Source organism: Psychrobacter sp. M13 (assembly GCF_030718935.1).
Classification (GTDB): domain Bacteria; phylum Pseudomonadota; class Gammaproteobacteria; order Pseudomonadales; family Moraxellaceae; genus Psychrobacter; species Psychrobacter immobilis_G.
The window spans coordinates 2960462-2973809 of sequence record NZ_CP132194.1 but is presented as its reverse complement, the minus strand read 5'-3'; the positions used below and the strand labels follow the sequence as shown (position 1 = coordinate 2973809).

Annotated in this window: 9 protein-coding genes, 1 tRNA gene and 1 pseudogene; 5 read left to right on the top strand and 6 right to left on the bottom strand. The window is 42.0% G+C overall.

Going from position 1 to position 13348, the window contains the following annotated elements; genetic code table 11:
- Nucleotides 1–93: 93 nt before the first annotated feature.
- Nucleotides 94–2685: an excinuclease ABC subunit UvrA gene (gene uvrA / locus Q9G97_RS12615; RefSeq protein ID WP_305899088.1), complete on the top strand. Its 2592-nt coding sequence runs from the start codon at nucleotides 94–96 to the stop codon at nucleotides 2683–2685.
- Nucleotides 2686–2690: 5 nt separating this feature from the next.
- On the opposite strand, the gene Q9G97_RS12610 is transcribed toward uvrA, so the two are convergent.
- The 5 genes and pseudogenes from Q9G97_RS12610 to ppk2 form a co-directional block, all read right to left on the bottom strand.
- Nucleotides 2691–3476 carry a YdcF family protein gene (locus tag Q9G97_RS12610; protein WP_305899087.1) on the bottom strand — a complete coding sequence of 262 codons (786 nt, stop codon included), beginning with the start codon at nucleotides 3474–3476 and terminating at the stop codon, nucleotides 2691–2693.
- A 193-nt stretch (nucleotides 3477–3669) separates the two neighbouring features.
- Complete coding sequence (locus tag Q9G97_RS12605; protein ID WP_305899086.1) at nucleotides 3670–4872, bottom strand: CynX/NimT family MFS transporter; 1203 nt, start codon at nucleotides 4870–4872, stop codon at nucleotides 3670–3672.
- A 384-nt stretch (nucleotides 4873–5256) separates the two neighbouring features.
- Nucleotides 5257–5964: a hypothetical protein gene (locus Q9G97_RS12600; RefSeq protein WP_305899085.1), complete on the bottom strand. Its 708-nt coding sequence runs from the start codon at nucleotides 5962–5964 to the stop codon at nucleotides 5257–5259.
- 112 nt (nucleotides 5965–6076) lie between these two features.
- Nucleotides 6077–7273, bottom strand: a complete 1197-nt coding sequence (benE, locus tag Q9G97_RS12595) for a benzoate/H(+) symporter BenE (protein WP_305899084.1) — start codon at nucleotides 7271–7273, stop codon at nucleotides 6077–6079.
- Between the two features lie 336 nt (nucleotides 7274–7609).
- Nucleotides 7610–8575, bottom strand: a pseudogene (gene ppk2 / locus Q9G97_RS12590) (polyphosphate kinase 2).
- A 241-nt stretch (nucleotides 8576–8816) separates the two neighbouring features.
- On the opposite strand from ppk2, the gene Q9G97_RS12585 reads away from it, so the two are divergent.
- Nucleotides 8817–9581, top strand: coding sequence for an exodeoxyribonuclease VII large subunit (locus Q9G97_RS12585; protein ID WP_305899083.1), 765 nt, complete (start codon nucleotides 8817–8819; stop codon nucleotides 9579–9581).
- An 18-nt stretch (nucleotides 9582–9599) separates the two neighbouring features.
- Nucleotides 9600–10928 carry a hypothetical protein gene (locus tag Q9G97_RS12580; RefSeq protein ID WP_305899082.1) on the top strand — a complete coding sequence of 443 codons (1329 nt, stop codon included), beginning with the start codon at nucleotides 9600–9602 and terminating at the stop codon, nucleotides 10926–10928.
- Nucleotides 10929–11161: 233 nt separating this feature from the next.
- On the opposite strand, the gene Q9G97_RS12575 is transcribed toward Q9G97_RS12580, so the two are convergent.
- Nucleotides 11162–11252, bottom strand: a tRNA-Ser gene (locus tag Q9G97_RS12575).
- A 263-nt stretch (nucleotides 11253–11515) separates the two neighbouring features.
- On the opposite strand from Q9G97_RS12575, the gene Q9G97_RS12570 reads away from it, so the two are divergent.
- Nucleotides 11516–12340 (top strand): DNA/RNA non-specific endonuclease, encoded by an 825-nt coding sequence (locus tag Q9G97_RS12570; protein WP_305899081.1) that lies wholly within the window; start codon nucleotides 11516–11518, stop codon nucleotides 12338–12340.
- Nucleotides 12341–12454: 114 nt separating this feature from the next.
- Nucleotides 12455–13327, top strand: a complete 873-nt coding sequence (locus tag Q9G97_RS12565; RefSeq protein WP_305899080.1) for a DNA/RNA non-specific endonuclease — start codon at nucleotides 12455–12457, stop codon at nucleotides 13325–13327.
- Nucleotides 13328–13348: the final 21 nt, after the last annotated feature.

Here is a 13348-nt window from a genome sequence, read left to right as displayed (position 1 = left end):
AACGCTTCTCTATAAATTCCTCAAAAATTTCTTTGAAAAATACAATTAAAACACATCAAAACTAAAACATACAAAAATAGGAACAGCCTTTTTATGGCCACTACTAATGATAAAAGTGCTAACAATAAGCGTATTGATAATAACTCCCTAGATAATCCAGATCATAGTATTCAAGCAGGTCACAGCATCCAAGTAAGAGGCGCACGCGTTCATAATCTAAAAAATGTCGATATCGATTTGCCGCGTGATAAATTAGTAGTATTCACTGGTATCTCTGGTTCCGGCAAGTCGTCGCTAGCGTTTGGTACTTTATTTGCCGAATCGCAACGCCGCTACCTAGATTCAGTATCGCCTTATGCAAGGCGCTTGATAGATCAAGTCGATGAGCCAGATGTCGATGCGATAGAAGGGCTGCCGCCAGCGGTCGCCCTACAACAACAGCGTGGTACGCCTTCGGTACGCTCATCAGTCGGTAGTATAACTACGATCTCAAATGGTCTGCGCATGCTGTACTCACGGGCGGGTGAGTATCCTGCTGGTCAAGGTATCTTGTATGCTGATGCGTTTTCGCCAAATACTCCAGAGGGCGCTTGTCCAACTTGTTCAGGTATTGGCCGCGTGTTCGAAGTCACTGAGCAGCTGCTAGTTCCTGATCCTGCTAAGACCATTCGGGATAGAGCGATTGCTGCATGGCCACCCGCGTGGCAAGGTCAGAACTTAAGCCGTATTCTAACTACCTTAGGCTACGATATCGATGTACCTTGGCATAAGCTGCCTAAAGCAACTCGCGATTGGATACTATTCACTGATGAGACGCCAACCGTACCTGTCTATTCAGAATATAATATCGAGCAAGTACGTGCGGCCATCGACAGTAACGAAAAACCTAATTATAAAGGCACTTTTACCAGTGCCAAAAACTTTATTCTGCACTCTTTTGCAACAACTCAAAGCCCGCTCACCAAAAAGCGGGTGTCTCAATTTATGCAAATCTCAGTATGCCCAGAGTGTCATGGCAAAAAGCTAAAACGAGCGTCGCTATCGGTCAAATTTGCTGGACTGGATATCGGTGAATTATCGCAACTAACACTCACCGAAGTCGCGCTTAAGCTACGTGCTGCTGCCGAAGCTAAACCAACTGATGATACTGTAGATCGAGAAAAAGCCATTGTCGCTCAGCGTATTGCTAGTGATATTCTCTCGCGTGTCGAGGCATTGACGATGCTAGGATTGGGCTACTTATCGCTTGAGCGTACTACGCCGACCTTATCGCCAGGTGAGCTGCAACGCTTGCGCTTAGCCACTCAAATTCGCTCGAAACTGTTTGGAGTAGTGTATGTACTGGATGAGCCTTCCGCTGGTCTGCATCCTGCTGATACTCAAGCGTTATTAGGCGCGTTAGATGAGCTTATCGTGTCTGGCAACTCGGTATTTGTAGTCGAACACGATGTCAGTGTTATTCGACATGCTGATTGGATAGTCGACGTTGGCCCCGATGCTGGAGCTCATGGCGGCGAAGTGATTTATAGTGGTCCTGTCGAGGGACTACGTACAGTTAAACAGTCACATACAGGTCAGTATCTTTTTAATACTGCTAAAAGCATTACTGAGCGCGCGCAACGTCCGCCGAGACAGCCTATAGCTTGGCTAAAACTCGCAGGGGTTGAGCGCAATAACTTGCAAGGGTTAGCTGTCGAGTTCCCGTTAGGGGTGATGACTACCGTAACAGGGGTATCCGGTTCAGGTAAATCGAGCTTGGTGAGTCAGGCGCTGGTTGAGCTGGTCTATGAGGTACTAGGACAAAAACCAGTCATAGAAGCGCCAACGGGCGAAGCTGATTTATTAGAGCAAGAGTTAGAGACCCCAACGGGTGGTCAAATCATCGCTGGCATGGATGATATAAAACGATTAGTCACTGTCGATCAAAAGGCTATTGGGCGTACACCGCGCTCTAACTTAGCGACTTATACTGGATTGTTTGATCATGTGCGTAAGCGGTTTGCAGCCACCGACGAGGCCAAAGCACGCCGTTATAATGTCGGTCGCTTTTCATTTAATACTACCAAAGGTCGCTGCCCTAATTGTGAAGGCTTAGGCTTCGTGATGGTCGAGCTGCTGTTTTTACCTAGCGTTTATTCCCCCTGCCAGGTCTGTCATGGCCAGCGCTATAATGAGGACACGTTAGAAATCACATATCGCGATAAAAATATCGCTGAAGTACTGGCGCTTACGGTTGAGAGCGCCTGTGAGTTCTTCATTGATGAGCCATCTATTTTGCGAGCATTAGATGCTTTATTACAAGTTGGGCTAGGCTACTTAAGATTAGGTCAGCCAGCTACTGAACTCTCAGGTGGTGAAGCGCAACGCATCAAACTAGCTACCGAATTACAGCGCAGCCAGCGTGGCGATACGCTTTATGTGCTGGATGAACCGACCACTGGCTTGCACCCTAAAGACGTATCAATGTTGATGGCGCAATTGAATGGACTCGTTGACGCTGGTAACACGGTTATTATGGTCGAGCATGATATGCAAGTGGCTAGCAATAGCGACTGGATTATGGATATCGGCCCTGGCGCAGGAGACGCGGGTGGACATATTGTCGCTCAAGGTGTGCCTAAACAAGTGGCTTGCTCTGAGATCAGTAAAACTGCCCCGTTTTTATTGGTAGAGTGTGAGTCTTAACCCTTTTAATATTCATTTAATAGCCAGCCACTAACAAAAGCAAAATACTCTCGAAACCAAGCGTTATAACGGACGGACAATGGGGTGGGGCTGGCTAGTAATATTGGCTGCTTATAGCCTTGGTGACGGGCAATAGCTGCTGAGCGGATCGTATGAAAATCGCTGGTGACGATAGCGATAGGCTCATTTAGACTGACTGATTGAGCTGCTAAAATAGCTTGGCTATTGATTAGATTCTCCTCTGTGCTGGTGCTCTCGCCTTCTTGCGTCACTCGCGCTAAAGGTATGCCGTGAGTCTCATAAAGATAAGTCGCCATAATATCGGCTTCACTACGCGTGCGCCCAAAGCCCACCCCACCACTGGTAATAACGACAGCTTGCGGTTGTGATTTGATAACAGGTACAGCTCTATCTAATCGGGCGGCGAGCGTTGGCGTTGGCTGACCACCGACTGTGCCTGATCCTAATATAATGACAGCGGCAACGGGCGGTGTAACTTGCTTACTCAGCTTAATCTGCTGTTGCAAAGACCCTATAAATACGCCAAAACTCACTAGCCATAATCCAAACAAAATCCATAGCGCGTGCCAGCTGATATTGAGCCAAGTGCTTTGAATCACAAAATTGCGAATAGTATGCCAAAACAGTCCATGAGCGATAAAGATAAGACCTATTAAAAGTGGCACTACGGTACTGAAATTAATTTTGTCAACAGCAATCAAGATGACGCAGTCTATAATAAAAACTAAGCCGCTAATGGTGAGTAAGGTACGTAAGACTTTAAGTAACATCGGCTACCTTTTATTGTGTTGAGCGTAATTGCTTTAAGCGAAAACTGTTTTGAGCGCCATAAGCCTTTATTCCAAAGCTTTTAGGCCTGCTTGAGTAATGACAGCGGTATTAACTATATTTTGCGCCATTGCACCGGTTAATGTAGGTAGAGTTTGCATATTAGCTTCAAAATAAGTAGTTGTCTAAAGAATGTTAATAGTCCATAGTTGCAGCATAACTGTCAGGATTAAACCTTATAGTGACCGCTAACATGCCTATTAACGTCAAAATAAGCATGACCCAAATAATCTGGAAACCGCCTTGCCATTCATGTAGTGAGACTGCAAAGTAGGGGACAATCGCAGTAATAATAAAACCAATACCTTGCACAAAAGCAGTCAGTGCACCCGCCAAGTTTGGTGCAGATAAATGATCAAGTGCTACCGTTAGTGTCAACGAAAAACAAGCGCCAAGGCCTGCACCTATCAGAGCTGTCCACAGCAATAATAGTGACTCAGGCATCAGGATTAATCCTGCAAAGCCTAAAAGCTGAATACCGACGGCGAAGAATAACCAAGGCCTGCGATCTAGCCGACTGTTTGAGAGCGCAGGAGCGCCTAGTGCGCCTATCACCTGAAATATGGTCATAATGCCGATCAGCTCACCGCTACTTTGAGCGCTCCACCCTAGACCACGAGCATAAGTCGGCAAAAAAGCAATCATACAAGCGTAGCCTGCATTGGCGAGGCCAAAATAGATGGCGAGTAGCCACGCACGGCGATTCTTAAAAAAGTTAACCGACACGCTACCTTGTTCGGTCTGAGTCACTTCAGCTGGTCTAAACCACCACATCAATAAGGCAATAACGGGCAATATTAACCATATACCAAGACCTGCCTGCCAGCTACCATAATGCTGAGCGATTGACGGGCTAAAGGTCGCTGCAATACCGCCGCCTGCCATCAAAAAGGCGGAATAAATCCCCATCGTTAGTGGTACACGCTGAGGATACCAGCGCTTGACCACGCCGGGTGCCATCGACTGTACAATGGCGATACCAATACCGCCTAACAACGTACTGAAAATCAACGCCTCACTTGAAGTTAGCCCTAGTCGCCATAACCCTGATAAAGCAATGGCGATCAATCCGCCTATTATCCAAGTGCTCTCACTTAAGCTTTTACCTAGCCAAGGCAGTAGTAGCGGATAGATGCCCATACACAGCATAGGCAGCACTACCAGTAGCGAGGCAGTCTGCAAGCCAATCCCTGTGCTAAGTCGAATCTCATCCAGTAACGGGCCAGTAGATGTCAAAGTCGGGCGCAGGGTCAATGCGAGCGCCGCTATGACTAGTATAGGCCATAATGAGCTAAGCGCTGATGTCTGAGTATTTGATTTGGAGTAATCAGTGCGCATTTATAAGGCCATCAGAAATAGGAGAGAGGGGTCTAGGTAGATAACGTTGCAGGACTAAGTAGTTTTATTCTCAATAAAAAACAGCGCCCTAAATATAACTTTAGGACACTGATTATTTTACTAATTTATACTGTTCATTAGTGGCGTTGACAATCAATTGCACTGGCAGCAGTTTGTACAGCAATTGCAGCTCTTGCAAGTGGCTGAATTTTTACAATCGCATTTTGGGCAACTGCAGCTATTATCATTAGCATAGTGAATAAAAGCTTTTGTAGTCAATACCATAATAAATTCCTTTTTATAATAAACGAGTTACTAGTATTGCAAACCCCACTAAAGAATTCAGTAAAGCTATTGTCAAGTTATTAGGCAAGTTAGTAAAACCTACTGGCTCATCAGTTCAATCGTACCGTTACCATTTTCAGCAGGCTGTGTAATAACTACTTTGCTAGCCAAGATATCACCTTGAGCATTAATGTTATAGCATTCTGTCGATGCACTATCAGGGTCATTATTGATCAGTAGATTACCAGAGGTGCCTATACAGAACCATGCGGTTTTATTGCTATCTTGAGTCAGTGACCATGTCTGCTCATAAATGCCCAATTGGCGGCTCATCGTTTGATCGGTATAGACCGTATCAGTGACAAAACTGCTAGACTCGCCAACGCGCGCGCTCTTGGGGATGCTGGAGGTTTGATTCGATACTGAGTATATACCTGTGTTGTCCGTAAAGCCGTGGAATACTAGCGGATTCAACGTAAAGTAGTTAGTAGCAACGGCTTGATTGGTCACTTGACCCGATAGAGTGCTAATAGTGCTGATTTCGCCACCTTGCACAGACTTACCATTGAACAGCATAGCCCCTTTGGGCGTGACTTTGATATCTGCCGTTACGGTTTGACCCTCGACTATTGCCATTAGTTTTGCACTACGCGCTTTGGTATAGATGTCGAGCATCGTGGCTTCAATTGGGTATTGGGTGACTATAGTCGTGTTATCTGTAGTGCCCATCGGTGCACCGTTAATGGTGACACAAGCGCTCAGGCTCAGGCCAAGCCCTGCTATTATCCCTAATCCTAAGTTTTGCATAGTTCGATCCCTATTTGAATGTTGAAAGTTATTATTATAAACAATAACTATAATCGAATTTTGAAGCAATAACATCCTTGTCATTATTAATCTACTATAACTATTAATTCAGTTATACATTAATTGGCTGAGGGATTTTTTTAGTTAATAGGTAATGAGCAACGATACCGATACAAAGGCCCCAAAAAACTGAACTTAATCCCAAAAACTGCATACCAGAGGCTGTTGCCAAAAAGGTAATCAATGCCGGTTCTCTTTGGCTCTCATCTTTCATAGCCACAGTAATATTGGCTGAGATAGCACCTATCAGTGCCAAACCAGCTAGAGCGGCGATCAGCTCTTTAGGCAATAAGCTAAATACCAGTACAATGCTACCAGCAAATACCCCGCCTAATAAGTAAAAAACACCATTAGCGACACCAGCGATATAGCGCTTTTCTTTGAGCTCGTGCGCATCTTTTCCCGTACATAGTGCAGCAGTTATCGCGGCTAGCGTAATGGTAATACCGCCTATAAAAGCAACGGCTAATGAAGCAAGGCTAGAGCCCATAACAATAGGTTTCGCTGGCGTGTCATAACCACTTAAATTCAAGATCGCCATCCCAGGTAAAAACTGCCCTGTCAAACTGACAAGGATAAGGGGAACAGCAAGGTTAAACGTTGAGTTCCATGACCATTCTGGCGAAATAAAAACAGGAACCGTCATTGTAAAATTGACATTAACAGGATTCATCTTGCCAAATACTAAGCTTAAGATAATGCCACACAACAATACCCAAATCATCGTATAGCGCGGTGACAGGCGTTTGGCTAATAGATAACAACCCAACATACTAAAAATGATAACTGGCATAGTGTCAGTGGCAACGAACAATGCCAAACCGAATTGAAATAGTATGCCTGCCATCATACCTGCGGCGATACTGTTAGGGATCCACTTTAGAATTTTATCAAAATAACCCGTCACGCCGACAATGAAAATGACAATGGCTGAAATAATATAACCAGCAACGGCCTCATTAATACTCATCTGTGGAAATAAGGTCACGAGTAAAACCGTTCCTGGCACAGACCAAGCGTTTACTATCGGTGCTTTATATTTGATAGAGAGGTAAATACTCGGTATCGCTGCGCCTATCGATATCCCCCAAATCCAAGACGCCATCATCGCCTCTGATACTTGCGCCGCTTGTGCTGCTTGAAAAAAAATCACTAACGGTCCAGCATAAGCAATGAGTACGGCTAAAAAACCAGCAACAGATGCTGAAAGTGACCAGTCTTTTTTTAAATCTTGTATTACAGTTACCATCTACGTTCCTACAAACTCTATAATATTATCAACTGATTATCTTGAGAGTAAACCTGAAATCGTTTGACAGTCACTTCTCGTACAAATCACTATCAGACAACAGAATTTTTCCCACGAAAATCAATATAATATTATAGCATGCCAACCGATATGATTTATATAACGATACATAGTTTATCGTTATATAAAAATATATTATCTAATTTAAGAAAGTAAATGTAAGCATAAAAGCCATCACCGCGCACAAAAAAGCCACCCGATCGTAATTGGATGGCTTGGATAGAATAAGGCCGCTTAGAGTAGCGGTATCGATGCTAGTCTAAATACTGTAATAATTTAAACCACTGCTAGCTCGTTTTTTCCACCCAGCTCATACAGAGCGCCAGTACGACCGACAATCAACGGATCAACATAGCCGATTTGCTCTTTGTCTTTATTGTCATATGGTAGCTTGTTGAGTACATAGCGCATAGCATTTAGTCGCGCGCGCTTTTTGCAGTTGGACTTAATCACGATCCAAGGCGACTCAGCGTGATCGGTGTTATAAAACATCGTCTCTTTAGCCAACGTATAGTCATCCCACGTGTCGAATGATGCCATATCGATAAGCGACAGCTTCCATTGCGTTAATGGATGAGCCTCACATTGAGCAAAGCGGCGGCGCTGTTCATCACGGCTCACCTAAAACCAAAACTTAATTAGATGTACACCCGAGTCGATCAGGTTTTTCTCAAAGCCTAGAGTCTGACGCATAAAGGTCTGATACTGCTCATCAGTACAGAAGTTCATTACCCGCTCTACGCCTGCTCGGTTATACCATGAGCGATCAAAAAGCACGAACTCGCCTTGCGTTGGTAGATGCTGGACATAACGCTGAAAATACCATTACCCAAGCTCCTGTTCAGATAATTTTTCTAGCGCAACTACCTTGGCACCGCGAGGGTTGAGATGCTCCATAAAGCGCTTAATCGTACCACCTTTACCCGCGGCATCACGACCTTCAAAGACAATCACTACTTTTTGTCCCGTTTCACGGACCCAGCGTTGCAGCTTTAGTAGCTCTACTCGTAGATGATACTTTTGCTTTTCATAGGTCTTGCGTGACAAGCGGTTCTCATAAGGATAGCTGCCTTCACGCCATTTAGCGGATAGCTCGTCATCTTTTTTGATCCCTGTTTTTACTTGCTTATCCAAAGCGCTTTGAGCAAATAAGTCTTTTAGCTTTATCAGGTCATCTTGTGAGGCGTCATGGATTAACGCTTGCAGGTGATCGGAGATGCCATCGATGTTACCGTCCTTCAGATCTTGTAGAATAATTCCGTCGATAACTTCTTTGGTTTTAAATTGATAGCCTGACTATAGCTACCATCGAAGGCTAAGCGGTAGATTTTGGTATGACTATGATTTGGCCTAAAGATCACGCAATTTAAATAAACTATCTACTACTCTCATTTTATTAATGATAAGATTCCGCGATTCAACATAATTGCTATATAAAAATTTGATCAACTATAATCATTTACTTACTAACTTTAGGTTCACAATGACAAATAACTCTAATTATAAACTTGCTTTTTTAACGGTTGCGTTGCTCCTTTTAGGTTCAGTAGCGTATGTTATTTATACCAAATATAGTGTCAGTAGTACCAATGATATGGCATCTGAAAATATTTCGACATTGGTCAATGATAATAACGAAGAAGAAGCGTATGTAAATGACAACTACAATAGCAAAGGCACAGATAATGTAGAGCAGTCTGCATATATCACTGGAAAGGTAGTTAATGTCAATACTAATGCAGAACAAAAGACCTTTATTAAGGTAAATAGTTTTGCCGATCATCTGGACTACACTTTACTCACTAGCTTAGAACCTCAGCTTGTGAATGTGAACTTAGGAGATGTCATTAGTTTTCCCGATACCCTTAATAAAAGTCATAACAATGCTTATTATTTTGTGAATAAAACTTCAGATTATAAAGTGGTTGGGAAGAACACTGAAACTTATATAGGTACTGAGACTATCAATGTGTCTGATGTGCAAGGTAGCATGCAGGGTCGTGATGTACTGTTAAATGCTATGATTTCAGATTTAAAGACTAGTAAAAAAGGTCACTCCTTCTTCAAAGTTAGTGATGATAAAAGCAGCATAAACGGGGTTTTATTTAATTCTGAAACCAACCAATTAGAAGATCGACTGTTATTATTAGAAGACTATAACGATACCTCTAAACGAGTTAAGCTGGAAGGCAAAATAGGTATATATAAGAATGAGCTACAAATAATTGTTTCAAAGGTTTATAACTAACATACTGTTGAGATCACAATGCCTGTTTCACTATTACTAATTATATACTTGCTGTTTGCTTTTGTGGCCTTTGATAGCTTCGATTTCATGCCTTTACTTGTATGTTTAATTACTGGCAGTATCTGTGGTTATGTTGACTACGGGCGCTATTTTATTGATAAAGGCTTGTCGATTTTGACTAGCACTATTGCCACTATACTATTTTTTAGTATGTTTACTCCTAATCTAGGTTTCAAAGTATCGCTAATCATCGTAACCTGCTTTGCTTTGAGTATCGGTGCTATTGTAAATATAATTGTTCATTCAGTATCAAGTCTCGAAAAGAGAGAAGAAGAGTCTAGACAGCTTAATGAGGGTCTAACAAAGTCAAATGAAGCATTGCAAATAGAAAGAAACTCATTACACCTTAGCCTGAATGATGTGAAAAAAAGAGAAACTGAATTGCGAGTTAGTATAAAAGACAACTTGAAAGTTATGCAGAATCTAAATTACAAAAACAGCCATTTAACCAAGCAGAATAGAGATCTTGAGGTTAATTTAAAAGAAATATCTGCTGAGAAAAAGCACAGGGAGGATAAATTATCGTCTTTGACAAAAAGTACTTTTTTGATGGAAAATAGTTTAAAACAGTTAACGAGGTCTCAAGAAGAAATTGATAATATAAAAAAAGATCTGATGAGAAAAGAGCAGGGTCTGAGGCAAAAGATTGAAAGTTTAACCGTGTTCAAAGATAAACAAGACAACAGCAATGCTACCAAACAATTAGAAAAACAACTGCGAGATATTCGTAATGAGTTGAAGAGCAATGAATTAGAGAAGAGTAGTAATCTATTGAAGCTAAGAGAAGCCCATCAGTCAATAGCTTTGCAAGCTAAAGAAAAGCTAAGTTTAGAAAATAAAATCGATGAAATGCGGCAGCAACAGCAGTCATTAATCAAGGGCTCAAATCAGCTGAAACTAGAGAAAGAAATAACACAGAGTAAGCTTAACAGCGTTCAGAATGAGATCAACTCACAAAAAACAGTCAATCTAGAAAATGAGAAAGTGATTGAACAAATGTCCTTAACAATAAAGGAGCTAAAGATAAGTGACGAATTTTTAAAAAACTGGCTAGATATTGAAACTCTATTAAAAAATTATGCTTATCCTACCAGTGTCGCTACTCCTGCTAAGTTAATTGAATATTCTTATGATAAGGAAAAAATTGATCTTTATCTTAGAGAGAATTTACATGAACTGAGATTGAAAAGGAATAAAAGGTTTCATGAGGTAAATACAAAGATTACTGAAAACGATGTTATAAAATCTAGAGATTGCCTTATGGAATTAAAGGATAGGCTTACGTAGCCTGCTGATAGCTTTTTGATATAAGGAATGGTTGCTAAAACTTCCACGGTTTTTCAAAAAAACTTATAAGTTTTAAATATTGAGCTTTGCAGGTCTCAATCGTAAAAATTAATATATTTCAAACGACAGAAATTGATAAGTCCAGACTCGAAGTCATGCTATTGAAGAATTATTTAGAGAAAAATTAGAATAAGCTAGGAATACAGAGGTTTTGATTAAGCAGAGAATAAGATTGGCGGTGACGGAGAGATTCGAACTCTCGATACGCTATTAACGCATACACACTTTCCAGGCGTGCGGTTTCAGCCACTCACCCACGTCACCATTTTGAGACGGCTCATTATAGACGATAGTGCCTACAATGTCACGACTTGCAAGTCATGATTATAGATTAATATGTCTTATCTTTCATTATAACCAAGCGCCTGCTAGGATAGAGTGCGCGCAGTATGCAAAGCTGAATAATAGTTGATGATAGGGTAATGAGAGTGAACGGTAAAATTAATAGTGGCAAAAACAGCTTCAACAATAGTCAGATTAATTCTATATTTAATAGCACCCTTATAGTAGTCACTGTAGTAGCAACTATGTCAGTAGCACATGCCGAGGACTTAAGCCAGTGTAGCGAGTCTTTTTATGGCGGTATTTATCCTGAATTCATTAATACAAAATTAAGCCAAAACACTCAAGCGCTATGCTTTAACGGTTTTGCTGTCATGTACTCCGGTGTCTCGCGCACTCCATTATGGTCAGCTGAGTATCTGACTCGCAAGCGCCTGAATGATGCTAAACAAATCGACTATGATGCTAGCTTTCATGAAGAGAGTCGTTTGCCTAAATCTTTTCGTGCGTCATTAGAGGACTACTCTGGCTCAGGTTATGATCGCGGACATCTAGCGCCTAATGGTGATATGGCAAATCGCTCTCAGCAGTACGATAGCTTTAGTCTAGCCAATATTGCACCGCAATCACCGCGTAATAGCCGTTACGTTTGGCGTAATATTGAATCAGCTACGCGCTATTTGACTCAACAGTACGGTGAGATCTATACAGTCACTGGCGTTGCTTTCACAACCAAAAAGCTAGCTCGTTTAAATAATCGCGTCCTAGTACCTAGTCATTTCTTTAAAGCAATATATATTCCTGCGACCAATCAAGCTGGCGTTTATTACGCACCTAATGATGAGTTTGAGAGCATAGAAATTATCAGCTTAGATGAGTTGATAGCACAAACAGGTATCGATGTTATGCCTGTATTAGACTATCAGGTCAAAGCGCAGGCTTTAGATTTACCACTTAAAGCTGGTAAGGATTTAGATAATCTCACAATAAATGATGAAGAGCCTGCTTGGATGCTATTTGTCTTAGGTATTATCGACTGGATAAAGGGCAAAATTCAGCTATTAGTTTGATACTTAGCGAAATTATTCTAGCTGGTAGCGAGCTTTACTTTCTTTATATACAAGTATGCGCCTGCTAGGATAATGTATTTATATCAACAAACACAAACTATGGTAATGAGTTCTATGATGACAGTTGGTCCTAAATCTATTGGTTTAACAGTAATCATTGCTATATTTAGCATGCCAACCGCTCACGCCAATAATTTTAGTGATTGTAGCGAGTCGTTCTATGGCGGCATCTATCCTGAATTCACCAATGCCAAGTTAAGCAACAATACTCAGGCGCTATGCTTTGATGGTTTTGCGGTGATGTATTCGGGCGTTACGCGCACACCTTTATGGTCAGCAGAATATTTAGATCGCACTCGTCTCAATCAGGCTAAGCTAATTGATCGTGATGATAGCTTTCATGAGGAGAGCAGGCTACCGCAGTCGATGCGCGCGAAGCTTTCAGACTATTCAGGCTCAGGGTTTGATCGTGGACATCTAGCGCCCAATGGCAACATGGCCAATCGTAGCCAGCAGTACGATAGCTTTAGTATGGCCAATATCGCTCCACAGTCACCACGTAATAATCGTTATATTTGGCGCAATATCGAGTCAGCTACGCGTTACTTGACTCAGCAGTATGGTGAGGTCTATAGCGTAACAGGCGTAGCGTTCAAGGATAAAAGGCCTAAGCAACTCGAAGGTCGTGTCATCGTACCCAGTCACTTTTTTAAAGCGGTTTATATCCCTGCAATTAATCGAGCAGGCGTCTATTACGCGCCCAATGATGAATCGGAGCGGATAGAAATTATTAGCCTTGATGAGCTAGCTGAGCAAACGGGGATTGATGTGATGCCTATATTGGACTATCAGGTTAGATCGCAGGCGCTAGCACTGCCTATGCAGGCAGGTGATGACTTGGGTATTTCTAACACTGATGAAGAGCCTGCTTGGATGATATTTGTCGTTGCCATTATCCAGTGGTTAGTGATGCAACTACAAGCTTAATTCGTTATCATCGAATAGACT

Bases quoted from the DNA above. Each gene is read 5' to 3' on its own strand.
- Q9G97_RS12610 (WP_305899087.1), bottom strand. From the start codon at position 3,476: ATGTTACTTAAAGTCTTACGTACCTTACTCACCATTAGCGGCTTAGTT.
- uvrA (WP_305899088.1), top strand. From the start codon at position 94: ATGGCCACTACTAATGATAAAAGTGCTAACAATAAGCGTATTGATAAT.
- Q9G97_RS12565 (WP_305899080.1), top strand. From the start codon at position 12,455: ATGATGACAGTTGGTCCTAAATCTATTGGTTTAACAGTAATCATTGCT.
- Q9G97_RS12585 (WP_305899083.1), top strand. From the start codon at position 8,817: ATGACAAATAACTCTAATTATAAACTTGCTTTTTTAACGGTTGCGTTG.
- benE (WP_305899084.1), bottom strand. From the start codon at position 7,273: ATGGTAACTGTAATACAAGATTTAAAAAAAGACTGGTCACTTTCAGCA.
- Q9G97_RS12605 (WP_305899086.1), bottom strand. From the start codon at position 4,872: ATGCGCACTGATTACTCCAAATCAAATACTCAGACATCAGCGCTTAGC.
- Q9G97_RS12570 (WP_305899081.1), top strand. From the start codon at position 11,516: ATGTCAGTAGCACATGCCGAGGACTTAAGCCAGTGTAGCGAGTCTTTT.
- Q9G97_RS12580 (WP_305899082.1), top strand. From the start codon at position 9,600: ATGCCTGTTTCACTATTACTAATTATATACTTGCTGTTTGCTTTTGTG.
- Q9G97_RS12600 (WP_305899085.1), bottom strand. From the start codon at position 5,964: ATGCAAAACTTAGGATTAGGGATAATAGCAGGGCTTGGCCTGAGCCTG.